The sequence below is a fragment of the Microbacterium paludicola genome, from assembly GCF_015235415.1.
GTDB classification, from domain to species: domain Bacteria; phylum Actinomycetota; class Actinomycetes; order Actinomycetales; family Microbacteriaceae; genus Microbacterium; species Microbacterium paludicola.
Genome location: NZ_JADGLL010000002.1, coordinates 93782 through 117508, shown reverse-complemented (window position 1 = coordinate 117508; position 23727 = coordinate 93782). Strand labels below are relative to the sequence as shown.

Here is a 23727-nt window from a genome sequence, read left to right as displayed (position 1 = left end):
GGGGCGGCGGGACGCGGGTTACAGCGTGTCGATCGCCTGGTTGAACGTCGCCGAGGGACGCATCACCGCGGTGGTCTTCTCCGCGTCGGGACGGTAGTAGCCGCCGATGTCGGCGGGCGATCCCTGCACCGCGATCAGCTCCTCCACGATCGTCTTCTCGTCCGCGGTCAGCTTCTCGGCGAGCGGGGCGAACGCGGCCGCGAGCTCGGCGTCCTCCGTCTGCTTGGCGAGCTCCTGCGCCCAGTAGAGGGCGAGGTAGAAGTGCGAGCCGCGGTTGTCGATCGTGCCGAGCTTGCGGCCGGGCGAGCGGTCCTCGTCGAGGAACGTGCCCGTCGCGCGGTCGAGGGTGTCGGCGAGCACCTGCGCCTTGGCGTTGTCGGTGGTCTGCGCGAGGTGCTCGAACGAGGCCGCCAGCGCGAAGAACTCGCCGAGCGAGTCCCAGCGCAGGTAGTTCTCCTGCACGAGCTGCTGCACGTGCTTCGGGGCCGAGCCGCCGGCACCGGTCTCGAACAGGCCGCCGCCCGCCATCAGCGGGACGATCGAGAGCATCTTGGCGGACGTGCCGACCTCGAGGATCGGGAACAGGTCGGTGTTGTAGTCGCGAAGGACGTTTCCCGTCACCGAGATGGTGTCGAGGCCCTGGCGGATGCGGGCGAGCGAGAAGAGCGTCGCCTCGGCCGGGGCCATGACGTGGAGCTCGAGACCCTCGGTGTCGTGCTCGCCGAGGTGCTTCTCGATCTTCGCGATCAGGTTCGCGTCGTGCGCGCGGCCCGCGTCGAGCCAGAAGACGGCGGGCGTGCTCGACAGGCGGGCACGCGTCACGGCGAGCTTCACCCAGTCGCGGATCGCGGCGTCCTTGGTCTGGCAGGCGCGCCACACGTCGCCGGCCTCGACCTCGTGCTCGGTCAGCGACTCGCCCGCCGAGTTCACGATCCGGACGGTGCCCGGAGCCGAGATCTCGAACGTCTTGTTGTGCGAGCCGTACTCCTCGGCCGCCTGCGCCATCAGGCCGACGTTCGGGACGGTGCCCATCGTCGCGGGGTCGAGGGCGCCGTTCGCCTTGCAGTCGTCGATCACCGCCTGGTAGATGCCGGCGTACGACGAGTCGGGGATGACGGCGAGGGTGTCGGCCTCCTTGCCGTCCGGTCCCCACATGTGACCGCCGATCCGGATCATCGCCGGCATCGACGCGTCCACGATGACGTCGCTCGGAACGTGCAGGTTGGTGATCCCCTTGTCGGAGTTCACCATCGCGAGGGCGGGGCCCTCGTTCAGCGCCGCGTCGAACGCCGCCTTGATCTCGGCGCCGTTGGGGAGCGCGTCGAGGCCCGCGTAGATCGCGCCGAGGCCGTCGTTGGGCGACAGCTCGGCGGCGGCGAGGTCGGCGCCGTACTTCTCGAACACGGGCTTGAAGAAGGTCTTCACCACGTGGCCGAACAGGATGGGGTCGCTGACCTTCATCATCGTCGCCTTGAGGTGCACGGAGAACAGCACGCCCTCGGCCTTCGCGCGCTCGACCTGCTCGGCGAGGAACGCGTCGAGCGCCTTGGCGCTCATGAACGTCGAGTCGACGACCTCGCCCGCGAGCACCTTCAGATCGCTCTTGAGCACGGTGACGGATCCGTCCTGCCCGACGTGCTCGATCCGCAGCGTGTCGTCGGCGGGGATGACGACCGACTTCTCGTTCGAGAAGAAGTCGTCGTGGCCCATGGTGGCGACGTTCGTCTTCGAATCGGCGCTCCAGGCGCCCATCGAGTGCGGGTGCGCCTTCGCGTAGGCCTTGACCGACGCGGGGGCGCGGCGGTCGGAGTTGCCCTGGCGCAGCACCGGGTTCACGGCGGAGCCCTTGACCTTGTCGTAGCGCGCCGCGAAGTCGCGCTCCTCGTCGGTCTCGGGGTTGCCGGGGTAGTCGGGCACGTCGAAGCCGAGTGCCTGCAGTTCGGCGATTGCCGCCTCGAGCTGCGGCACCGACGCCGACACGTTCGGCAGCTTGATGATGTTCGCCGCCGGGTCGTGCGCCAGCTCGCCGAGCTCGCTCAGCGCGTCGCCGATGCGCTGCTCCTCGGTGAGGCGCTCGGGGAACTGAGCGAGGATGCGGCCGGCGAGCGAGATGTCGCGCGTCTCGAGCTCGATTCCCGCCTTCGCCGCGAAGCTCGCGACGATCGGCAGGAACGAGTACGTCGCCAGCAGGGGCGCCTCGTCGGTGTGCGTGTAGATGATCTTCGACATGCGGAAGAAGCTCCTGTGGTCGTCAGCCGATCGGCGCCTCCAGCCCGCGGGCCGGGCACCGATTCTCTCGACTTCAAGATACCGGAGCGATGCCGCGCCACATTCCCCGGGCCGTGGCCCGGGAGCGCGTGAGACCATCGGGACATGACGGACATCTCAACGACCGAGACCCGCAGCCCGCGCGACGCCTACGTCGTCGGCGGCAACCGCATCCCGTTCTCCCGTGCCGGGAAGAAGTACGCGGATGCCTCGAACCAGGAGATGTTCACGGCCGCGCTCGAGGGGCTCGTCGCCCGGTTCGCCCTCGAGGGCGAGCGGCTCGGCGAGGTCGTGGGCGGCGCGGTGCTGAAGCACTCGCGGGAGTTCAACCTGGTCCGCGAGAGCGTGCTCGGCTCGTCCCTGTCGGCCCAGACGCCGGCCTACGACCTGCAGCAGGCCTGCGCGACGGGCCTCGAGGCCGCCATCGCCGTGTCGAACAAGATCCGCCTCGGCCAGATCGAGTCGGGCATCGCCGGCGGCACCGACTCGATCTCCGACGCCCCGATTGCGGTCAGCGACGGGCTGCGCCGCGTGCTGCTGAGGCTGTCCCGCGCGAAGACGTTCCGCGACCGACTCCGGGTGCTGGCGAAGCTGCGCCCGGCCGACCTCAAGCCGCACGCGCCCGGCACCGACGAGCCGCGCACCGGGTTGTCGATGGGCGAGCACCAGGCGATCAGCACGGCGCACTGGCGCATCTCGCGGGAGGCGCAGGATGAGATCGCCCTGAACAGCCACCGCAATCTCGCGAAGGCGTGGGATGAGGGGTTCTTCGATGACCTCGTGACGCCGTTCCGCGGGCTGACGCGCGATGACAACCTGCGGGCCGACACCTCGATGGAGAAGCTCGCGAAGCTCAGCCCGGTCTTCGGGAAGAAGCTCGGCGCGACGCCGACGATGACGGCCGGCAACTCGACGCCCTTGACCGACGGCGCTTCGGCCGTGCTGCTCGCCTCGCGCGACTGGGCGGAAGCGCGGGATCTGCCGGTGCTCGCCAGGATCGTCGATGCCGAGACGGCGGCTGTCGACTTCGTCGGCGGGCGCGAGGGACTGCTGATGGCGCCGGTGCACGCGGTTCCCCGCCTGCTCGCGCGCAACGGGCTCGCGCTTGAGGCCTTCGACTTCGTCGAGATCCACGAGGCGTTCGCAGCGACGGTGCTCACGGCGCTCGCCGCGTGGGAGGACGACGACTACTGCCGCACCGAGCTGGGCCTGGACGGCGCCCTCGGCACTGTCGACCGCGCGAAGCTCAACGTCACGGGCTCGTCGCTGGCGGCGGGGCATCCGTTCGCCGCGACGGGCGGCCGCATCCTCGCGACGACCGCGAAGCTGCTCGCCCGCCGCGCGGCCGAGACCGGAAAGCCCGCCCGCGCGCTGATCTCGGTCTGCGCCGCCGGCGGACTGGGCGCGACGGCCATCCTCGAGTCCGCCTGACGCCGGTCACGGTTATCGAGCGAGTGCGCGCACCTCGGTTATCGAGCGAGCGGACGTATCTCGGTTATCGAGCGAGCGCAGCGAGTCGAGATGACCGCTGCAACCGGCGGTGGGGCTTCGGTGGGTCGCTTCGGCTCGCTTCGCTCGCTCAGCAACCGGGAGTGTGACACCACCGGTTATCGAGCGAGCTTGCGAGTCGAGATGACTGGCTGCAACGGGCGAGTCGCTTCGGCTCGCTTCGCTCGCTCAGCAACCGGTTCGGTTATCGAGCGAGCTTGCGAGTCGAGATGACGGGCCTCAGGCGCCCGTATCCGATGGGGATGACAGGCGCCTTCGGCGGTCCTCCGCGCTGTAGCCGCGGATCGCCTCGACGCCGCCGGCGATGAATCGCAGCTTCTTCGCATGGCTCCATCCCTGCATCCGCTTCTCCCAGCGGAATGCGTCCTCGATCCGGTCGAACTGGGCGCACCAGAGCAGCTTCACGGGGAGGCGGTGGCGGGTGTACTCAGCGCCCTCGCCGATCTGGTGAGCGGCGAGTCGTCGTTCGAGGTCGATCGTGCTGCCGGTGTACAGCGTGCCGTCTCGGCACTCGAGCACATACAGATACGCCATGGCGTGAAGCTACGGCGTCCGGCCGGTCGGCGCCGGAGCTATCCACAGGCCGGTCGCTTCGGCTCGCTTCGCTCGCTCAGCAACCGGGGGTTTGGCGCCACCGGTTATCGAGCGAGCTTGCGAGTCGAGATGACCGGCTGCAACGGGCGGCGGGGCTTCGGAGGGTCGCTTCGGCTCGCTTCGCTCGCTCAGCAACCGGGTGACACCACCGGTTATCGAGCGAGCTTGCGAGTCGAGATGACCGACAGCAACGGGCGGAGAGGCTTCAGCAGCTCGCTGCGCCCGCTCAGCAACCGGCCGGCTGCACCCGGGCTTAGGGGCGCAGGGCCTTCTGCAGGCGCTGGACCGAGACCTGCTCGGCCGTGCCGAGGCGCTGGGCGAACAGGCCCACGCGCAGCTCCTCCAGCAGCCAGCGGGCGCGCACGAGGTGCTCGGGGGCATCCTGCGGGAGGGGGATCGTGCCGCCCGCCTCCGCGTACGCGGCCGTCGCGCGCTCGAGCTCGGTCGTCCAGGCGCGGTCGCGGCCGGGATTGTCGGGAAGCGCCTCGAGGCGCAGCCGGATGCCCTCCAGGTAGCGCGGCAGGTGCTGAAGCCGAGCGAGGCCGGTGGCCGAGACGAACCCGGGATGGATGAGCCCCGCGAGCTGGCCGCGGATGTCGCCGAGCGGTCCGAGCAGCGCCATCGAGTTCGACTTCTTCAGCCCGCGCTCGACCTCGCGCGCGGCGGTGAGGATGCGCGCGACGAGCGAGACGCACGCGAACACGTCGTCGACGGATCCGCGGGTCACCTCCTGCTTCAGGGCGTCGAATGCGGCGCGCGTGCGGGGGAGCGAGCCCGATCGGTCGAGCACCGCGTCGGCGACCGCGGCGCGGCAGTCCTCGATCAGCGCCTTCGCCGACGGATACGGCGAGGCCGCCAGAGCGAGCTTCTCGTTCGCGGTCAGGTGCTCCTGCACGTACGACACGGGCGAGGGCACCTGCAGCAGAAGGAGCCGGCGCACGCCGCGGCGCGTGTCGGCGGTCGCCCGCTCGGGCGTGGCCTCCACACGCAGCGCGACGGTCGACCCTTCGTCCACGAGGGCCGGGTACCCGCGCACGACGCCGCCCGCCACCTTGGTGTCGACCACCTCGGGAAGGTCGCCGAGGTCCCAGTCCGTCAGCCCCGTGCGCTCCAGCACCGGACGCGCACCCGCGACCTCCGCGGGACCGGTGCGACGCGCCTCGCGATCGAGCGACCGCGCGACGCTCTGCCGGGCGCGGCCGGCGAGGCGATCCTGCAGGGTGCGCAGGTCGCGATCCGCCCCCAGGGCGCGGCCGCGCTCGTCCACCGCGCGGAACGACATCGTAAGATGCCCCGGCACGCGCTCGAGCTCGAAGTCGGCGGCCGTCACAGGCTGGTTCGCCACGCGCTGGATGCGCTTCGCGAGCGCCTCGCGCAGCGACTGCGGCGGGCGACCGGCGTGGTCCTCCGGTCCCTGTCCCTCCAGCTCGCCCGAGAGCTTCTCGGCCCAATCGGCGGCCGGAACGACGTGACGGCGGATCGCCTTCGGCAGCGCCCGCAGCAGCGCGGTGACGAGCTCCGACCGCATCCCCGGCACCTGCCAGTCGAACCCGACCGGCTCGAGCGAGGCGAGCAGGGCGAGCGGCACGACCACCGTGACGCCGTCATCCGGTGCCCCCGGCTCGAACCGGTACGCGAGGTTCAGCGTCTGGTCGCCCTGCGTCCAGCGGGTGGGGAACTCACGCGCGTCGGAGGTCGCCTGACCCTCGACAAGGTCGGCCTCGCGCATCGTCAGCAGCTTGGGCGTGCGCGACAGCGCGTCACGCCACCACGTCTCGAACGAGCGGACGTCGAACACCTCGGCGGGGATGCGCGCGTCGTAGAACGCGAAGACCGCCTCGTCGCCCGCCAGGATGTCGCGCCGCCGCTCGCGCTCCTCGAGCTTCTCGAGCCGGCGCCGCAGCTCGTGGTTCTGCCGCAGGAAGGCGGTCACGTTCTGCGGGAGGCGGGACGGATCCCACTCGCCCTCGACGAGCGCGTGCCGCACGAACAGCTCGCGGGCCGCCGCGCGATCCACGCGGGCGAACTGGATGCGCCGACGCGGGACGATCTCGACGCCGTACAGCGTCACCTTCTCGTACGCGACCGCGGCCCCGGCGTCCTTCGACCAGTGCGGCTCGGAGACCTGGCGCTTGGCGAGGTCGCCCGCGAGCGACTCGGCCCACGCCGGATCGATCTGCGCCGCCGTGCGCGCGAACAACCGCGAGGTCTCCACCAGCTCGGCCGCCATCACCGCCTTCGGCCGCCGCTTGCGCAGCACGGACCCCGGGAACATCGAGAACCGGATGCCGCGCGCGCCCCGGTACTCGGCGCCACGGGGGCCACGCGCATCCTTCGACTTCTCACGCTCGTCGAGGACGCCGATCTGCGACAGCAGGCCCGCGAGGAGGGCCTGGTGGATGAGATCGCCCCTGGCGCCGTTCTTATCGCTCGCTCCGCTCGCCGTCGCACGCTCTCGGGCGCCCCTTCGGGGGCCCTCGGCGAGCGACACCGCGTCGCTTCGCTCCGCGGAAGGCAGCGCTTCGCGCTGCGGGGTCGCTTCGCTCCACGCTCGCTGCGCTCGCACGGGGGCTTCGGTCGTCCTTTCGGAGCCCTTCGCGCGCTTGCCGCCACCGAGGCCCGAGGCCAATCCGCGGAGCTGGCGGTGGACGTCGAACCACTCGCGCACGCGCACGTAGTTGAGGAACTCCGAGCGGCACAGGCGCCGGAACGCGCTCGACCCGAGCTCGCGCTGCTTCTCCTGCAGGTGGTTCCACAGATTCAGCAGCGTCAGGAAGTCGCTCGTCGGATCCGCGAATCGCGCGTGCGCCTGATCCGCCTGCTCCCTCTGGTCCTCCGGTCGCTCACGCACATCCTGGATCGACAGGCCCGACACGATGGCGAGCACCTCGGCCACGGTCCCGTTGCGGTGCGCCTCGATCAGCATCCGCGCGAAGCGCGGGTCGATCGGCAGGCTCGCGATGTCGCGGCCGATGCGGGTGAGGCGGGGCGCGCCGTCGCGCGTCAGCACGACCGCGCCGAGCTCGATGAGCAGGTCGGTCGCCGCCTTGACGCCGCGCGAATCCGGCGGCGTGAGGAACGGAAAGCGCTGGATGTCGCCGAAGTCGAGCGCCAGCGCCTGCAGGATCACCGACGCGAGAGAGGTGCGCAGGATCTCCGGCTCGGTGAACTCGGGACGTCGGGCGAAGTCGTCCTCGCCATAGAGGCGGATCGCGATGCCGGCGCTTGTGCGACCGGCGCGACCCGAGCGCTGCTGGGCGGACGCCTGCGAGATGGCCTCGATCGGCAGGCGCTGCACCTTCGCGCGGTTGCTGTAGCGCGAGATGCGGGCAGTGCCGGTGTCGATGACGTACTTGATGCCCGGAACGGTCAGCGACGTCTCGGCGACGTTCGTCGCGAGCACCACGCGGCGCTTCACGCCCGCCACCGTCGAGCGCTCGAACACGCGGTGCTGCTCGGCCGCGCTCAGCCGGCCGTACAGCGGCAGCACCTCGGTGGGCGCGCGCTGATCGCGGAACGCGCCGCGCACCGCATCCGCCGCATCGCGGATCTCCGCCTCGCCCGGAAGGAACACGAGCACGTCGCCCGGGGCCTCCCGGTCGAGCTCGCGCAGCGCTGCGACAATCGCGGACACCTCGTCCTCGGCGTCGTAGGCGACCGTCTCGGGCTCGGCCGGTGTGTCCTCCGCCGCGACGTCGGACACCAGCGGCCGGTACCGGATCTCGACCGGGAACGTGCGCCCCGACACCTCGATGATCGGCGCGGGCGTGCCATCCTGCGCGGCGAAGTGCTTTGCGAACGACTGCGGGTCGATGGTCGCCGAGGTGATGATCACCTTGAGGTCGGGACGCTGGGGGAGCAGCTGCCTGAGGTAGCCGAGCAGGAAGTCGACGTTGAGCGAGCGCTCGTGCGCCTCGTCGACGATGATCGTGTCGTAGCGCGACAGCGTCCGATCGCGGTGGATCTCGTTCAGCAGGATGCCATCGGTCATCAGCGCGATCCGGGTCGCGTCGGAGACCTTGTCGGTGAAGCGCACCTTGTAGCCGACGAGCCCGCCGAGCGGCACGTCGAGCTCCTCGGCGACGCGCTCGGCGATCGTGCGGGCGGCGAGGCGGCGCGGCTGCGTGTGCGCGATGCGCTCGCGGCCGAGCTCGAGCGCGATCTTCGGCAGCTGGGTGGTTTTTCCCGATCCGGTCGCGCCCGCGACGATCACGACCTGGTGATCCCGGATGGCGCGCGCGATCTCGTCCCGCGCACCGCTGACGGGCAGCTCGGGCGGGTAGGAGATGCGGGGCTCGGGCATAGCCCTCCAGTCTATGTCGCCGGGCGCGCCTCAGCGCGGCGCGCCAGGGCGGGCCGCGGGCGCCTGGTCGGGCGCCGGGGGTGTGTCGTTCCGGTCAGCGCCGCGGGGCGTCGGCGCCGGCCCCCGCGCGGGCCGGCGTCATGCGCGCGGCGTATGCGGTGGCGATCGCGTCGCGGTAGTCGTCGATCATCCGGTGCGCGCCGATCCGGTCTCGCAGCGCGTCGATGCCGTCGCGGTGGGGGACGGGCTCGTCGATGACATCCCGCCAGTGCCCGGCGACATCCGCCGGGAGGTGCGTCGTGACGCGCCCGACGCCGTCGACCTCGACCGCGGCGTCCCCGACGTCGGTCGTCACGGGGACGGCCCCGCTCGCCATCCCCTCGAGAAGGCACAGCGGCGAGGCCTCGCCGAACGAGCTGGTGAGCGCCACGATGTCGGCGATCCGGTAGAGCGCGGGCATGTCGTCGCGGATGCCGAGCGCGTGCACGCGGTGCGTGCCGGCGACGCCGCTCTCCTCGAGCAGCTCGGCGAACGCCGCGTTCTCGCGCGTCATCCCGGCGCCGCACATCACGTAGTGTGTGCGCTCGTCCTCGCGCTCGTGCTCGGCGACCGCACGCAGGAAGAGCGAGGGGTCCTTCATCGGATCGAAGCGCGCCGCGTACACGACCACCGGGGCATCCTCCGGGATCCCCAGCTTCCGCTTGGTCTCCGAGATCTCGTCCTGCGTGCCGGGACGGAAGACATCGAGGTCGATCCCGTTCGGGATGACGACGCTGCGCTCGGGATGCACGCCGGCGCGCCGGTAGGCCATCTCGGTGGACGCGGCGCACGAGACGACGTCGGTGACGAGCCCGTCGCGGGCGGCGTCGACGAGGTGGTCGAGGGCCGCGCCGGAGTGCCGGGGATCCGAGCGGTGAAGGCAGACGATCACGGGCACGTCCGGCATCAGCCCGCGGTCGCGCAGGGCGCGCAGCAGGCCGACCGGCTGCTCCTTCAGCGACAGGATGACGTCGACGTCGGCCACCGCCGCCGCCGCGATCGCGAGCTCCTCGTCGGTGTACGACTCGGGGGAGGGGGCGCTCGCGCCGGCCGTCCGTCCCAGGGTGCGGACGGGCACGCCGCTCGCCGTGAGCGTCTGGTACCGGGCGTCGGATTCCATCCTCTGGATGGTCCCCTCGCGCTTCGCCGAGCTCGCGATGCTCAGCACCGAATGACGCTGACCCGACGCGTGGAGCGCGCGGACGACGTTGGTGTGCAGGATGCGTGCGCCGCCTGCGAAGAACCCCTCGTAGAGGCTCAGAACCCGAATCGACATGCAGCCCCTTCAGCGACGTGTGAATGCGGTCTGGCGGTGCACGATACTTCACCGATGCTTCCGGCGTGTGACGAGCTGTGGACAGACGAGAGGACGCCCTCCGAACGGGACCGTCGGAAGCGTTGCCGGATCCTATCGCCGCCACCTCGATCCCGGAATCCCGAGCCACAGACCCCCTCCCGCTCCTAGGGTCGAAGGCATGACCGTACCCACCATCACGCTCAATTCCGGTTTCGAGATCCCGCAGCTCGGCTTCGGCGTCTTCCTCGTGCCGCCGGCCGAGGCCGAGAAGGCCGTCAGTGAGGCCCTCGAGGCCGGCTACCGCCACATCGACACCGCGGCGATCTACCGCAACGAGGAGGGCGTGGGCGCCGCGATCGCGAAGAGCGGCATCCCGCGCGACGAGCTCTTCATCACGACCAAGCTGTGGAACGACCGCCAGGCCGGCGACGAGCCGAAGGCGGCGATCTCCGAGAGCCTGGAGAAGCTCGGCCTCGACCACGTCGACCTCTACCTCACGCACTGGCCCGCGCCCGCGAACGACAACTACCTCAACGCGTGGCAGAAGCTCATCGAGATCCGCGACGGGGGGCTCGCGAAGAGCATCGGGGTGTCGAACCACCTCGTCGAGCACCTCGAGCGCATCGTCGGCGACACCGGCGTGACCCCGGCGGTGAACCAGATCGAGCTGCACCCCGCGTACCAGCAGCGCGAGATCACGCAGTGGGCCGCCGATCACGGGATGTTCATCGAGTCGTGGGGTCCGCTCGGCCAGGGCAAGTACGACCTCTTCGGCGAGAAGGCGGTGGCCGACGCCGCCGCCGCGCACGGCAAGACGCCCGCTCAGGTCGTGATCCGGTGGCACCTCGAGCGGGGCTTCATCGTGTTCCCGAAGTCGGTGCGCCCCGAGCGCATGGCCGAGAACTTCGACGTGTTCGACTTCGAGCTCACCGACGCCGAGGTCGCCGCGATCGACGCGCTCGACCCGCTCGACGGCTCTGGCCGCGTGGGCGGCCACCCGAACGAGGTCAACTGACCCTGGCGGGGGCGCGCGTGGGGTCTCCCCTCACGCGCGCCCCCGCGACCGGCGTCCTGAGTCAGATCCAGCCGGGAAGCCACATGTGCATCAGCCAGAACCCGTACGGGGTGAGGAAGCCGGTGGACAGCGGCAGGAAGTAGATGCCGGCGAGCACCGCGATCGCCACGAACGAGATCGCGAACACGCGCCACGCGCGCGTCTCGCGGGCGGCGGCGCGCCGGGCGTAGGCGAGCTCGGCAGGGCTCGGGTCGGGCAGCGTCACCGGATCCCGCTGCTGCGTCAGCCCGCCGAGCGCCAGCGCGAGCGCGATGACCAGGAACGGCAGCATCGCCACCGTGTAGAACTGGAAGATCGTGCGCGCGGGGTAGAGCAGCCACGGCACGTAGGTGACCGCGAGTCCCGTCAGCACGAGGGCGAACCCGAACGCGGATGCCCCCGCGCGGCGCCGGATGAGCAGCACGATGAGCAGGATGACCGCGACCCACGCGCCGTACCAGGTGATCGGGTTCGGATGGCTGCCGATCACGCCGATGCAGTCGTCGCTCCAGGCGCACTGAGCCGTGCCGGCCTCGGGCCGCGCGAGCCACATCGCCGTGGGACGCAGCAGCAGCGGCCACTGCCAGGCGGGGCTCGCGTACGGATGGCTCGCGCTCAGGCCGACGTGGAAGCCGTACATCGACTGGTGGTAGTTCCACAGCGCGATGAGCGGGTTCGGATCCGATCCGCGGTCGTAGCCGCCGGTCGTGACGAGCCAGCCCGTCCACGACACCACGTAGACGACCGCCGCGACCGGCACCAGCTGCAGGAACGCGACGGGCCCCTGGCGCACGAGCGCCGCGGCGTACCACTCCTTCACTCCCGCGCGCCTGCGCATCAGCGCGTCGGAGACGACGAGGAACAGGCCGACGCCCGCGAGCACGTAGAGCCCCGACCACTTCACGGCCGTCGCGGCGCCGAGCGCCGCGCCCGCGGCGAGCACCCACGGGCGATCCCACACCACGGGGCCGGTGTAGCCGGGGTGCGGATCCGCCTGCCAGGCCTCCAGGCGCCTCGTCATCCATTCGCGGTCGAGGATCAGGAACCAGAAGGCGAGCGTCACGAAGAACGCGAGGAACCCGTCGAGGAGGCTCACGCGGCTGAGCGAGTTCGCCAGGCCGTCGACGGCGAGCAGCCCGCCCGCGACCGCGCCGATCACCACCGAGCCGGAGAGGCGCCGCGCGATCGCGTACACGAGGGGGACGAGCAGGGTGCCGGCGACAGCGGCGGAGAACCGCCATCCGAACCCGCTCTCCGCCCCGAACAGCAGCATGCCGACGGCGATGAGCCACTTGCCGAGCGGCGGATGGACGACGTACGACGGGTCGGTCAGGAAGGCGGCGGTGTCGCCGCCGGTGAAGAGCGCGTTCGCGTCGTCCGGCCACGTGCCCTCGTAGCCGAGGTGAAGCAGCGTCCAGGCGTCCTTGACGTAGTAGGTCTCGTCGAACACCAGCTCGTGCGGGTGCGAGAGCCCGATGAAGCGGAGGGCCGCCGCGACGACCGTCAGCGCGAGCGGCGTCAGCCAGCCGGCGGTGCGGGGCGCGATCCTCACCCGCAACAGCCTAGGGCGCGGCCGGGTCCCTGCCCGCGAGGCGGCGCCACGGCGTCGCGCAGGAACGCGGGACTACCCTGAAGCGGTGATCATCCTCGCCGCGACGCCCATCGGCAACCTCGGGGATGCGTCCCGCCGGCTCATCGAGGTGCTCGAGGAGGCGCCCGTCGTGGCAGCCGAGGACACGCGCACCGCGCAGCGGCTGTTCGCCGGGCTCGGCATCGCGAACCGGCCGCGGCTGATCGCGATGCACGACCACAACGAGCGACAGAAGGCCGCCGAGCTGGTCGAACTCGCCAGGGAGCAGGATCTCGTCGTCCTGACGGATGCGGGGATGCCGACCGTGAGCGATCCGGGATACGGCCTCGTCTCGGCCGCGGCGGAGGCCGGCGTGACGGTCACGGCGATCCCGGGTCCGAGCGCCGTGCTGACCGCGCTCGCCGTCGCGGGCCTGCCGACCGACCGCTTCACGTTCGAGGGGTTCGTCGCGCGCAAGCCGGGGGAGCGGCGCCGCGCCCTGACGGCGCTCGCCGCCGAGCCGCGCACGATGGTGTTCTTCGAGGCGCCGACCCGCGTGGCGCAGACCCTCGGCGACATGGCGTCGGCGTTCGGGCAGGATCGCCGCGCGGCGGTGTGCCGTGAGCTCACGAAGCTTCACGAGGAGGTCGCGCGGGGCACCCTCGCCGAGCTGACCGCGTGGGCCGAGGAGGGAGTGCGCGGCGAGCTGGTGATCGTCGTCGCCGGCGCGGTCGCGGGGGACGTCTCGCCCGAGGACGCGCTCGCGCAGGTGCAGGCGATGGTCGCCTCCGGCACGCGGCTCAAGGAGGCCGCCGCCGAGGTCGCGGCGCACACGGGACACTCCTCGCGCGACCTCTACCAGGCCGCGCTCGCCGCCCGGGGCTGACCCGGCGCCCCTCAGTCCGAGGACATCTCATCCCACACGGTGTGCATATGCGCGCGGGAGTGGCGCTCGGCGGCGTCCGCGTCGCCCTCGGCGACGGCGAGCGCGACGCGCATGTGCTCCTCGAGCGTCCCCTCGGCGGGCACCGCGGGGGTCAGCCCCAGCCGGGTGCGCCCCTCGAGCACCGCGTGCACGGGTCGTTCGAGCACGGCGAGCAGCGGGTTGCCGGAGGCCGCGAGCAGCAGCGCGTGGAACGCGACGTCGGCCTCCAGGTACGGGTCGGATGCGCCCTCGCCGCGCTCGCCGAGCTCGACGAGGCGCTCGGCGAGGCGCCGCAGCTCGGCGCGCTGGGTCGGCGTCGCGCGGCGGGCAGCGAGACGCGCCGCCATCGGCTCGGTCGCGACGCGCAGCTCGGCGAGCGCCTCGAGCTGCTGCTGCCGGAAGGGGCCGTCGAGGTTCCACTGGATCAGCTGCGGATCGAAGGCGTCCCAGTGCTCGCGCGGTCGCACCGTGATGCCGACCCGGCGCCGCGACTCGACCATCCCGATGCTCTCGAGCACGCGCACCGCCTCGCGTACGACGGTGCGCGAGGCCCCCAGATCCTGCTCGATCCCGGCGAGCGTGAGGACGGAGCCCGGACGGATCATGCCCGTGGCGATGCGTCGCCCGAGCTCCCCGAGCACGTCGCGGTGAGTTCCGCCGGCCATCACGCTCCTTTGCGAGGTCTGAATGGTGATACCTTACCGAGCGGAAAAGTAGTACCTTTGTCGCACGTCCGCACCGATCACGTTCGGACGAGGCCTTCCTCGGATGCGAGCGCCGCCGCGGCATCCCCGATTTCAACGGAGAAACCCCCATGGAAGATTGGACCCAGACGCTCGGCGCGGGCCCGCTGCTCGGCATCGCCGCGGCGGCCGTCGCGCTGATCCTGTTCCTGGTCATCAAGGTGCGGCTGCACGCGTTCCTGGTGCTGATCGTCGTCTCGCTGCTCACGGCGATCGCGACCGGCCTGCCGATGGCCGTGCTCGTCAACGACGTGCTCGTCGCGGGCTTCGGCTCGACGCTCGGCTCGGTCGCCCTGCTGATCGGCCTCGGCGCGATCCTCGGGCGCCTCATCGAGTCCAGCGGCGGCGCGAAGGTCGTCGCCGAGAAGATGGTGTCGGTCTTCGGCGAGAAGCGGGCGGCGTTCGCGCTCGGTCTGACGTCGCTGATCCTCGGCTTCCCGATCTTCTTCGACGCGGGCCTGATCGTGATGCTGCCGATCATCTTCGCGGTCGCGCGCCGCATCGGCGGCAAGAACCTGCTGCTGTACGGCTTCAGCGGCGCCGCGGCGTTCTCGGTGATGCACGTGCTGCTTCCCCCGCACCCCGGCCCCGTCTCGGCCTCCGAGTTCTTCGAGGCCGACCTCGGCGTTGTGCTGCTGCTCGGCCTCGTGCTCGCGTTCCCCGTCTGGTACGTCTCGGGCTACCTGTGGGCGACCTTCGTCAACAAGCGCTACCCGATGATCGTGCCCGCGCTGTTCGGCGTGAAGGACGACGACCAGCCGACGAATCCGCCGAAGTTCGGCACGGTGGTCGCGATCCTGGTCCTGCCGCTGCTGCTGATCTTCCTCAACACGGGCCTGAACGCCCTCGGCTCCGCCGGCGTCGTCGACCGTGACCAGACGTGGGTGCAGGCGCTCATGCTCATCGGCACGTCGCCGGTCGCGCTGCTCATCACGGCTCTCGTCGCGCTGCTCGTGCTCGGCAGGTTCCGCGGCGAGAACGGATCGGCCCTCGAGAAGCTCGTCGAGGGAACGCTCGGCACGGTCGCCTCCGTGATCCTGATCACCGGCGCCGGCGGCATGTTCGGCGGCGTGCTGCGCGCGTCGGGAATCGGCGACGCGCTCTCCGAGACCCTCGATTCCTGGGGGATGCCGCTCATCTTCGCCGCCTACGTCATCGCGGTCGTGCTGCGCGTGGCGCAGGGCTCGGCGACCGTGGCGCTCGTCACCACCGCGGGCCTGCTCGCTCCCGCCGTCACGTCGGCGGGCCTGAGCGTCATCGACACCGCGGCGATCACGCTCGCGGCCGCGGCCGGATCGGTGTTCGCGAGCCACGTGAACGACTCGGGCTTCTGGCTCGTCGGGCGCCTGATGGACATGGATGTGAAGACCACGCTCAAGACGTGGACGGTCCAGCAGGCGATCGAGTCGGTCGTCGCGTTCGTCCTCGTGCTCGCGATCTACCTGATCTTCTGAGCGCATGACGGGCACCGATCTCTTCGACGTCTCGGGGCGTCTCGCTCTCGTCACCGGATCGTCGCGCGGGCTCGGCCTGTCGCTCGCCCTCGCGCTCGCGGAGGCGGGCGCGAGGGTTGTGCTCCACGGCCGCGACGCGCAGGCGCTCGCCGCGGCCGGGGACGCGATCGAGCGGGCGACCGGCACGCGACCGGCCGCCGTGCGCTTCGACGTGACCGACGCGGCGGCCGTCGAGGCCGCCGTGGGCGCGCTGATCGCCGAGCACGGCGTGCCGGACATCCTCGTCAACAACGCGGGCGTGCAGCGGCGGGCGCCGTTCACCGAGTTCCCGGTCGACGACTGGGACGCCGTGATCGCGAGCAACCTGTCGAGCGTGTTCTACGTGTCGCGGTTCGTGACGCCCGGCATGGCCGAGCGCGGCTCGGGCAAGGTGATCAACATCGCCTCGGTGCAGTCGAAGCTCGCGCGACAGACCATCGCCCCGTACTCGGCAAGCAAGGGCGGCGTGGCGCTCCTGACCCAGGGCATGGCGGCGGATCTCGCGCGCTTCGGCGTGCAGGTCAACGCCCTCTCGCCCGGCTACTTCGCCACCGAGATGAACCGCGCGCTGGTGGAGGACGAGCAGTTCACCTCCTGGCTCGTGAACCGCACACCGGCGCAGCGCTGGGGTGACTTCCGCGAGCTGTGGGGAACTCTGCTCTACCTCGCCTCCGACGCGTCGGGTTTCGTCTCGGGGCAGAACATCTTCGTCGACGGCGGGATGACCGCGGTCGTCTGAGCGCGGTCATCCGCATGAGCAGGAAGGGGACCGCGATGCGCGCGGTGTACATCGACGCCAAGGAGTCAATGGCGGTGCGCGAGGCGCCGATGCCCGAGCCACGCGAGGGCGAGGTGCGGCTGCGGGTCGACGTGGTCGGCGTGTGCGGATCCGACCTCCACTACTTCTTCGAGGGAGCCAACGGCGAGTACGTGGTGCGCGAGCCGCTGACGCCCGGCCACGAGCTCGCCGGCCGGGTCGACCTCGACCCGAGCGGAGCGCTCGAGGCGGGCACCCCCGTCACCGTGCACCCGGCGCGATTCGGGGCGCCTGAGCGCGGGATCGAGGACGAGCCTCACCTGTGGCCCGGCGGCTCGTACCTCGGCAGCGCGTCGACGTGGCCGCACACGCAGGGCGCGATGTCCGAGTACCTCGTGGTGCGCGCCGACATGGTGCGCCCGCTGCCGGCGTCGCTGCCCGTGCGGCGCGCCGTGCTCGCCGAGCCGCTCGCGGTCGCGCTGCACGCCGCGAATCGCGCGGGCGACCTGTCCGGCGCGCGCGTGCTCGTCTCGGGTGCGGGCCCGATCGGCCTGCTTGCCCTGGTCGCCGCGCAGGCGCGGGGCGCATCCCACGTGACGGTGAGCGACGTGCTTCCCGAGCCGCTCGAGCGCGCGACCGCGCTGGGCGCGGATGCCGTCGTGCGCATCGGCGAGGACGAGCTGCCGCCCTCGGCGTTCGACGTCGTGCTCGAGTGCTCGGGCGTCGCCGTCGCGATCGGCGCGGCGGGTGCCGCCGTCCGCCGCCGCGGCGTCGTCGTGCAGGTCGGGATGGTGCCCGACGCGCCGCGTCCGGTGAACCTCGCGCCCTTCATCTCCAAGGAGGTCGACCTGCGCGGCACGTTCCGCTTCCGCGAGGAGATCGACGAGGCGGTCGTCCTGCTCGACCGCCGGCCCGAGATCGAGCAGGTCGTCACGCACGTGCTTCCCGTCGACCGGGCGGAGGAGGCGTTCGCGCTCGCGCGCGACTCCCGCCGCTCGGGCAAGGTCGTCGTCGCGATGACAGGCGATGCCGCATGAGGCACGATGGCGCTGAGGCCGGACGGGAAGGTGCGCGCGAGATGACGACAGCACGCGATGTGGTCATCGGCGTCGACATGGGCACCACCGCGACGAAGACGGTCGCGTACACGCCGGATGGCCGTCAGCTCGCGTCCGCCTCGCACGGCTACCCGCTCGAGGAGCCGCACCCGGGGCACGCGGTGCAGGATCCCGACCTGATCCTCGGCGCGGTCTATGAGGGCCTTCGCGCGGTGGTCGCCGAGATCGGCGTCGAGCGGATCGCGGGGCTGTCGTTCTCGTCGGCGATGCACAGCCTGCTCGCCCTCGACGACGAGCTGCGTCCCCTCACCCCGGTGGTGACGTGGGCCGACACCCGGGCCGCCGACCAGGCGGCGCGCGTGCGCGCATCCGCCGGCGGCCTCGCGCTTCACCGCCGGACGGGAACCCCGATCCACCCGATGTCGCCCCTGACGAAGCTGATCTGGTTCCGCGAGCAGGAGCCCCGGATCCGGCAGAACGCCGCCTTCTGGGTCGGGATCAAGGACTGGGTGCTGCTGCACCTGTGCGGCGCGCTCGTCGTCGACCACTCGCTCGCCTCGGCGTCGGGGCTGATGGACATCCACCGCCTCGCGTGGGACGAGGAGGCGCTCGGCCTCGCCGGGATCCGTCAGGAGCAGCTTCCCGAGCTCGTCGCCACGACCACCGTGCTCGACGGGCTGACGGAGGAGGCGGGCGCCGCGACCGGCCTTCCGCTGTCGACGCCCGTCGTCGTCGGCGCGGGCGACGGCCCGCTCGCCAACCTCGGCGTCGGGGCCGTGCGCCCGGGCGTCGCGGCGTGCTCGATCGGCACCAGCGGCGCCCTGCGCGTGGGCGTCGACAAGCCCGCGGTCGATCCCCGCGGCGGGGTGTTCTGCTACGCGCTGACCGAGGACCGCTGGGTCATCGGCGGCGCCATCAACAACGGCGGTGTGGTGCTCGACTGGGTGCGCGCCGAGATCGCGGGCGAGGACGAGGGCGGCTCGGCGTCCGACCTGCTGGACGCGGCCGCGACCGTCCCCGCCGGCGCGGGCGGGCTGCTGATGCTTCCGTACCTGCTGAGCGAGCGCGCACCGCACTGGGGAAGCACCGCGCGCGGCGCCTATGTCGGTCTGACGCGCGCGCATCGGCGCGAGCACCTCGTCCGCGCGGCCGTCGAGGGGGTCGCGCTGCAGCTGTCGCTCGTCCTGCAGTCGATGCGCGCCGCGGGGCTGGAGATCAACGAGATCCGCGCCACCGGCGGGGTGATGAAGCATCCGCTCTGGCAGCAGGTGATCGCCGACGCGTTCGCGATGCCGATCGGGCTGCTCGACGAGCAGGAGGGGTCGGGCTTCGGCGCCGCCCTGCTCGGCATGGAGGCGCTGGGACTGATCGAGTCGATCGACGTCGCGGCCGACATCGTGCCGGTCGCTCATCGGATCGCCCCGCGCCCGGCCGACTCCGCCGTGTACGCCACCCTGCTGCCGGTGTTCGACCAGCTGTACGGCGCGCTGCAGCCCGCGAACCTGCGCCTGCGCGAGCTCGCCCCGTCGCTGCTGCTGGACCGCTGAGCTCACAGCGCCCGCGCGTAACGCGACGTCACGCCCAAACTAGGATGAACGGGTGACTTCCGGCCGTTCGTTCTACATCACCACGCCGATCTACTACCCGAGCGATGTTCCCCACATCGGCCACGGGTACACGACGGTGGCGGTGGACACCCTCGCGCGCTGGCACCGCCAGGCGGGCGACGACGCGTGGATGCTCACCGGCACCGACGAGCACGGCCAGAAGATGATGCGCGCCGCGGCGGCGAACGGCGTGACCCCGCAGGAGTGGGTCGACAAGCTCGTGACCGAGGCGTGGTTCCCGCTGCTGAAGACGCTGGATGTCGCGAACGACGACTTCATCCGCACCACGCAGGAGCGCCACGAGACCCGGGCGCAGAAGTTCTGGCAGTCGATCTACGACCGCGGCTACGTCTACGCGGGCGAGTACGAGGCCCTGTACTGCGTCGGCTGCGAGGAGTTCAAGCCCGAGAGCGAGATCGTCGACGGCACCGGCCCGTTCGAGGGCCTCAAGGTCTGCGTCATCCACTCGAAGCCCCTCGAGCTGCTGCACGAGAAGAACTACTTCTTCAAGCTCAGCGAGTTCCAGGATCGCCTGCTCGCGCTGTACCGCGACCAGCCCGACTTCGTGCAGCCCGAGTCGGCGCGCAACGAGGTCGTCGCCTTCGTGCAGCAGGGCCTCAAGGACCTGTCGATCTCGCGCTCGGCGTTCGACTGGGGAATCCCGATCCCGTGGGACACCTCGCACGTCCTCTACGTGTGGATCGACGCGCTGCTGAACTACGCCACGGGCGTCGGCTACGGCGCCGACGAGGACACCTTCGCGCGCCGCTGGCCCGGCTACCACGTCGTCGGCAAGGACATCCTGCGCTTCCACGCGGTGATCTGGCCGGCGATGCTCATGGCCGCGGGTCTGGACGTCCCCAAGGGCGTGTTCGCGCACGGCTGGCTGCTTGTCGGCGGCGAGAAGATGTCGAAGTCGAAGGCGACGGGCATCGCGCCCGAGACCCTCGTCGAGACCTTCGGCAGCGATGCCTTCCGGTTCTACTTCCTCTCGGCGATCGCCTTCGGCCAGGACGGCTCGTTCTCGTGGGAGGACCTGTCGGCCCGCTACCAGGCCGAGCTCGCCAACGGCTTCGGAAACCTCGCCTCGCGCACCATCGCGATGATCGGCAAGTACTTCGACGGTGCCGTCCCCGAGCCGGGCGCGTACACGGACGTCGACCTCGCGATCCAGAAGACCGTGCAGGATGCCGCCGCGCGCGCCGACGAGGCGATGGACCGCTTCCGGATCGACGAGGCGATCCGCTCGATCTGGACGATCGTCGACGAGCTGAACGGCTACATCACCGACAACGAGCCGTGGGCGCTGGCGAAGGACGAGTCGCAGCGCGAGCGCCTCGCGACGGTGCTGTACACGTGCGCCGAGGGTCTGCGGGCCCTCGCCGTGCTGCTGTCGCCCGTGATGCCGCAGTCGACGGCGAAGCTCTGGACGGCGCTCGGCGCGGACGACGCGCTCGGCGCGCTCGCCGGGCAGCCGGTCCGCGAGGCGGGCTCCTGGGAAATCCTCCCCGCGGGCACCGCCACGCAGACGCTGGCGCCGCTGTTCCCTCGCATCGAGCAGGCCGACTGACGTGAGCTCCCCGGAGGCCCCGGAGACCTACGTCCGCGAGCGCGCGAAGGACGGACGCAAGGACATCCGCTATCCGGCGGCGCCCGAGCCGCTCGCGGTGCCGGTGTACGACAACCACGCCCACCTCGAGATCACGGACGGCGACGAGTCGCTCGACCTCGCGGCGCACCTCGAGCGCGCGCTCGAGGTGGGGATCGCGGGCGTTGTGCAGGCATCCGGCGACATCGAGTCGTCGCGCTGGGCGGTCGCGGCGGCCGAGGCGCACCCGCGCGTGCTCGCGGCGGTGGCGATCCACCCGAACGACGCCCCGGTGTACGACGCGGCGGGCCGCCTCGACGAGGCGATCGCCGTGATGGACGAACTCGCCGCGCACCCGCGCGTGCGCGCGATCGGCGAGACCGGGCTCGACTACTTCCGCACGGACGAGTCTGGCCGGCCCGCACAGCACCGGTCGTTCGAGGCGCACATCGCGCTGGCGAAGAAGCACGGCATCGCGATGCAGATCCACGATCGCGACGCGCACCGGGACGTGCTCGACACGCTCGTCCGCGTCGGCGCGCCGGAGAAGACGGTGTTCCACTGCTTCTCGGGCGATGCCGACATGGCGCGCGAGGCGGCGGATGCCGGCTACTGGCTCTCGTTCGCCGGCAACATCACGTTCAAGAACGCCCAGAACCTGCGCGACGCCCTCGCCGTGACGCCGCGGGAGCGGATCCTCGTCGAGACGGATGCGCCCTTCCTCACGCCGGTGCCGCACCGCGGCCGCCCGAACGCGCCGTACCTCGTGCCGGTCACCGTGCGTTTTATGGCGGCGGAACTCGGCATCGACGTCGACGAGCTCTGCGCCCAGCTCGCCGCCAACACCGTCGAGGTGTACGGGGAGTTCTGACCGACCCGCGACAATAGACGAATGGTCACTCTGCTCGGGCCCACCGAGATCCGCTCGCTCGCCGCGTCGCTCGACGTCACGCCCACGAAGAAGCTGGGGCAGAACTTCGTCGTCGACGCCAACACGGTGCGCAAGATCGTGCAGGTGGCCGGGGTGGATCGGGACGACCGGGTCGTCGAGGTCGGGCCGGGTCTCGGATCGCTGACCCTCGCGATCCTGGAGACCGGTGCGAAGGTCACCGCGGTCGAGATCGACCACCGGCTGGCCGAGCGCCTTCCCGAGACCGCCGCGCAGCACGGGGTGCCGGACGACGCTCTCACGGTGGTCGACGCCGACGCGCTGCGCGTGACCGAGCTTCCGGGCGATCCGTCCGTGCTCGTGGCGAACCTTCCGTACAACGTCTCGGTGCCCGTGCTTCTTCACTTCATGGAGACGTTCCCGGGGCTCGAGCGCGGCGTGGTGATGGTGCAGGCGGAGGTGGGGGAGCGGCTCGCCGCGCCTCCCGGCAGCAAGGTCTACGGCGCGCCGAGCGTGAAGGCCGCCTGGTACGGCCCGTGGCGGCTCGCCGGCACCGTCTCGCGGCAGGTGTTCTGGCCGGTCCCGAACGTCGACAGCGTGCTGGTCGCCTTCCGGCGCGATCCGGAGCCCCGCGGCACCGAGGAGGAGCGCCTCCTCACCTTCCGGATCGTGGACGCCGCGTTCCAGCAGCGACGGAAGATGCTGCGGCAGGCCCTCGCCGGCGTGCTCGGCGGGACGTCCGCGGGGGCCACCGAGGTGCTCGAGCGCGCCGGCGTCGCGCCGACCGCGCGCGGCGAGGAGCTCTCGATCGACGACTTCGTCCGGATCGCCCGCGCGGTCGTGTGACGGCGGAGCGGATCCGGTCCCGGAACCCCGGATAGCCTGGGGAACGTGAGCCACTCCCCGCGAGACCTCGACGCAAGCGCCGTACTGAGCGAGCGACGCCGGACGAAGTGCGCCGTACTGAGCGAGCGACGCCGGACGAAGTGCGCCGTACTGAGCGAGCGACGCCGGACGAAGTGCGCCGTACTGAGCGAGCGGAGCGAGACGAAGTGCGCCGTACTGAGCGAGCGGAGCGAGACGAAGTGACGTTCGCCGAGGAGATCCCGTCGGTGCGCGTGCGCGCGCCGGGGAAGATCAACGTCTACCTCGAGGTGGGCGCGCTGCAGGGCGACGGCTACCACGAGCTCGCCACGGCCTTCCAGGCGGTGTCGCTGTACGAAGACGTCGTGGCGACCGCCGCCGAGGGCTTCAGCATGACCGTCAGCGGCACCGTCGACCTCGACGGCGTTCCCACCGATGAGCGCAACCTCGCCCTGCGTGCGGCGATGCTGCTCGCCGAGGAGACGGGCTACGAGGGCGGCGTGCACCTCGACGTCTACAAGCAGGTGCCGGTGGCAGGCGGTATGGGCGGCGGATCGGCGGATGCCGCCGCGGCACTGCTGGCGTGCGATGCGCTGTGGGACACGCGCCTGACAGGCCAGGAGCTCCACCGTCTCGCCGCGCGGCTCGGCGCCGACGTCCCCTTCGCGCTCAAGGGCGGCACCGCGGTCGGCACCGGTCGCGGTGACGTGCTGAACCCCGCCCTGGCGCGCGGGCGGTTCGACTGGGTGCTGGTCACGAGCGACGAGGGAGTGTCGACGCCGAAGGTGTACGGCGAGCTCGACGCGCACCGCGAGCGCCACAAAGTCGACATCGGCCCCGTCGTGCAGCGCCCGTCGGTCGATCCCGAGGTGCTTCACGCCCTGCGGGCGGGAGACGCCGCGATGCTCGCCGCCGCGCTCCGCAACGATCTGCAGGTCGCGACGCTGAGGCTGCGGCCGGACCTCGCGGCGGTGCTCGAGCACGGCGAGGCCGCCGGCGCGCTGGCGGGCATCGTCTCCGGCTCGGGGCCGACGCTGGCGTTCCTGTGCGGATCGGCCGAGCACGCGCTCGAACTGCTCACCGACCTCGAGACCGCGGGGTTCCCCGCGCTGCACGTGCACGGGCCCGTGCCGGGCGCGCGCGTCGTCGGCTGAATCGGGTCGCCGGGC

At 71.5% G+C, this 23727-nt stretch carries 17 protein-coding genes; 11 read left to right on the top strand and 6 right to left on the bottom strand.

All coding sequences use genetic code 11. The annotated features are described in order from the left end of the window. Positions 1-18: 18 nt before the first annotated feature. Entirely contained in the window at positions 19-2229 is a 2211-nt protein-coding gene (locus tag IR155_RS01670) for an NADP-dependent isocitrate dehydrogenase (protein ID WP_135112518.1), read from the bottom strand. Positions 2230-2373: 144 nt separating this feature from the next. Between IR155_RS01670 and IR155_RS01665 the strand changes: the two genes are divergently transcribed. Next, on the top strand, positions 2374-3699 hold the full coding sequence (locus tag IR155_RS01665; RefSeq protein ID WP_135112517.1) for an acetyl-CoA C-acetyltransferase: 1326 nt from the start codon (positions 2374-2376) through the stop codon (positions 3697-3699). 297 nt (positions 3700-3996) lie between these two features. Here the strand turns inward: IR155_RS01665 and IR155_RS01660 are convergent, their stop codons facing one another. The 3 genes from IR155_RS01660 to IR155_RS01650 form a co-directional block, all read right to left on the bottom strand. Next, positions 3997-4311 carry a GIY-YIG nuclease family protein gene (locus IR155_RS01660; protein ID WP_135112515.1) on the bottom strand — a complete coding sequence of 105 codons (315 nt, stop codon included), beginning with the start codon at positions 4309-4311 and terminating at the stop codon, positions 3997-3999. Between the two features lie 313 nt (positions 4312-4624). Beyond that, complete coding sequence (gene hrpA / locus IR155_RS01655) at positions 4625-8674, bottom strand: ATP-dependent RNA helicase HrpA (RefSeq protein WP_135112513.1); 4050 nt, start codon at positions 8672-8674, stop codon at positions 4625-4627. Between the two features lie 94 nt (positions 8675-8768). Continuing rightward, complete coding sequence (locus IR155_RS01650) at positions 8769-9989, bottom strand: glycosyltransferase (protein ID WP_135112511.1); 1221 nt, start codon at positions 9987-9989, stop codon at positions 8769-8771. A 199-nt stretch (positions 9990-10188) separates the two neighbouring features. On the opposite strand from IR155_RS01650, the gene IR155_RS01645 reads away from it, so the two are divergent. Further along, positions 10189-11025, top strand: coding sequence for an aldo/keto reductase (locus tag IR155_RS01645; RefSeq protein ID WP_135112509.1), 837 nt, complete (start codon positions 10189-10191; stop codon positions 11023-11025). Between the two features lie 61 nt (positions 11026-11086). Here IR155_RS01645 and IR155_RS01640 read toward each other — a convergent pair whose 3' ends face one another. Then, on the bottom strand, positions 11087-12616 hold the full coding sequence (locus IR155_RS01640) for a dolichyl-phosphate-mannose--protein mannosyltransferase (protein WP_233441061.1): 1530 nt from the start codon (positions 12614-12616) through the stop codon (positions 11087-11089). An 85-nt stretch (positions 12617-12701) separates the two neighbouring features. On the opposite strand from IR155_RS01640, the gene rsmI reads away from it, so the two are divergent. Next, the gene (gene rsmI / locus IR155_RS01635) at positions 12702-13520 is read left to right on the top strand and encodes a 16S rRNA (cytidine(1402)-2'-O)-methyltransferase (protein ID WP_135112505.1); all 819 of its coding nucleotides are present in this window, start codon (positions 12702-12704) and stop codon (positions 13518-13520) included. A gap of 11 nt (positions 13521-13531) precedes the next feature. Here rsmI and IR155_RS01630 read toward each other — a convergent pair whose 3' ends face one another. Then, the gene (locus tag IR155_RS01630) at positions 13532-14224 is read right to left on the bottom strand and encodes a FadR/GntR family transcriptional regulator (protein WP_135112503.1); all 693 of its coding nucleotides are present in this window, start codon (positions 14222-14224) and stop codon (positions 13532-13534) included. A 149-nt stretch (positions 14225-14373) separates the two neighbouring features. Between IR155_RS01630 and IR155_RS01625 the strand changes: the two genes are divergently transcribed. From IR155_RS01625 to IR155_RS01590, 8 genes are all read left to right on the top strand, one after another. Beyond that, positions 14374-15756, top strand: a complete 1383-nt coding sequence (locus IR155_RS01625; protein ID WP_135112501.1) for a GntP family permease — start codon at positions 14374-14376, stop codon at positions 15754-15756. 4 nt (positions 15757-15760) lie between these two features. Beyond that, positions 15761-16534, top strand: coding sequence for an SDR family oxidoreductase (locus IR155_RS01620; RefSeq protein ID WP_135112499.1), 774 nt, complete (start codon positions 15761-15763; stop codon positions 16532-16534). Between the two features lie 35 nt (positions 16535-16569). Then, the gene (locus tag IR155_RS01615; RefSeq protein ID WP_135112497.1) at positions 16570-17589 is read left to right on the top strand and encodes a zinc-binding dehydrogenase; all 1020 of its coding nucleotides are present in this window, start codon (positions 16570-16572) and stop codon (positions 17587-17589) included. A gap of 41 nt (positions 17590-17630) precedes the next feature. Then, positions 17631-19157, top strand: a complete 1527-nt coding sequence (locus IR155_RS01610; protein WP_135112495.1) for a gluconokinase — start codon at positions 17631-17633, stop codon at positions 19155-19157. A 52-nt stretch (positions 19158-19209) separates the two neighbouring features. Beyond that, on the top strand, positions 19210-20787 hold the full coding sequence (metG, locus tag IR155_RS01605) for a methionine--tRNA ligase (RefSeq protein WP_135112493.1): 1578 nt from the start codon (positions 19210-19212) through the stop codon (positions 20785-20787). A 1-nt stretch (position 20788) separates the two neighbouring features. Then, positions 20789-21676 carry a TatD family hydrolase gene (locus tag IR155_RS01600; RefSeq protein ID WP_135112491.1) on the top strand — a complete coding sequence of 296 codons (888 nt, stop codon included), beginning with the start codon at positions 20789-20791 and terminating at the stop codon, positions 21674-21676. 21 nt (positions 21677-21697) lie between these two features. Next, positions 21698-22540, top strand: a complete 843-nt coding sequence (gene rsmA, locus IR155_RS01595; RefSeq protein WP_135112489.1) for a 16S rRNA (adenine(1518)-N(6)/adenine(1519)-N(6))-dimethyltransferase RsmA — start codon at positions 21698-21700, stop codon at positions 22538-22540. A gap of 239 nt (positions 22541-22779) precedes the next feature. Beyond that, positions 22780-23712 (top strand): 4-(cytidine 5'-diphospho)-2-C-methyl-D-erythritol kinase, encoded by a 933-nt coding sequence (locus IR155_RS01590; RefSeq protein WP_135112487.1) that lies wholly within the window; start codon positions 22780-22782, stop codon positions 23710-23712. Positions 23713-23727: the final 15 nt, after the last annotated feature.

Bases quoted from the DNA above. Each gene is read 5' to 3' on its own strand.
- IR155_RS01615 (WP_135112497.1), top strand. From the start codon at position 16,570: ATGCGCGCGGTGTACATCGACGCCAAGGAGTCAATGGCGGTGCGCGAG.
- rsmA (WP_135112489.1), top strand. From the start codon at position 21,698: ATGGTCACTCTGCTCGGGCCCACCGAGATCCGCTCGCTCGCCGCGTCG.
- IR155_RS01610 (WP_135112495.1), top strand. From the start codon at position 17,631: ATGACGACAGCACGCGATGTGGTCATCGGCGTCGACATGGGCACCACC.
- hrpA (WP_135112513.1), bottom strand. From the start codon at position 8,674: ATGCCCGAGCCCCGCATCTCCTACCCGCCCGAGCTGCCCGTCAGCGGT.
- IR155_RS01660 (WP_135112515.1), bottom strand. From the start codon at position 4,311: ATGGCGTATCTGTATGTGCTCGAGTGCCGAGACGGCACGCTGTACACC.
- IR155_RS01630 (WP_135112503.1), bottom strand. From the start codon at position 14,224: ATGGCCGGCGGAACTCACCGCGACGTGCTCGGGGAGCTCGGGCGACGC.
- IR155_RS01650 (WP_135112511.1), bottom strand. From the start codon at position 9,989: ATGTCGATTCGGGTTCTGAGCCTCTACGAGGGGTTCTTCGCAGGCGGC.
- IR155_RS01645 (WP_135112509.1), top strand. From the start codon at position 10,189: ATGACCGTACCCACCATCACGCTCAATTCCGGTTTCGAGATCCCGCAG.
- IR155_RS01670 (WP_135112518.1), bottom strand. From the start codon at position 2,229: ATGTCGAAGATCATCTACACGCACACCGACGAGGCGCCCCTGCTGGCG.
- IR155_RS01620 (WP_135112499.1), top strand. From the start codon at position 15,761: ATGACGGGCACCGATCTCTTCGACGTCTCGGGGCGTCTCGCTCTCGTC.
- IR155_RS01665 (WP_135112517.1), top strand. From the start codon at position 2,374: ATGACGGACATCTCAACGACCGAGACCCGCAGCCCGCGCGACGCCTAC.
- IR155_RS01625 (WP_135112501.1), top strand. From the start codon at position 14,374: ATGGAAGATTGGACCCAGACGCTCGGCGCGGGCCCGCTGCTCGGCATC.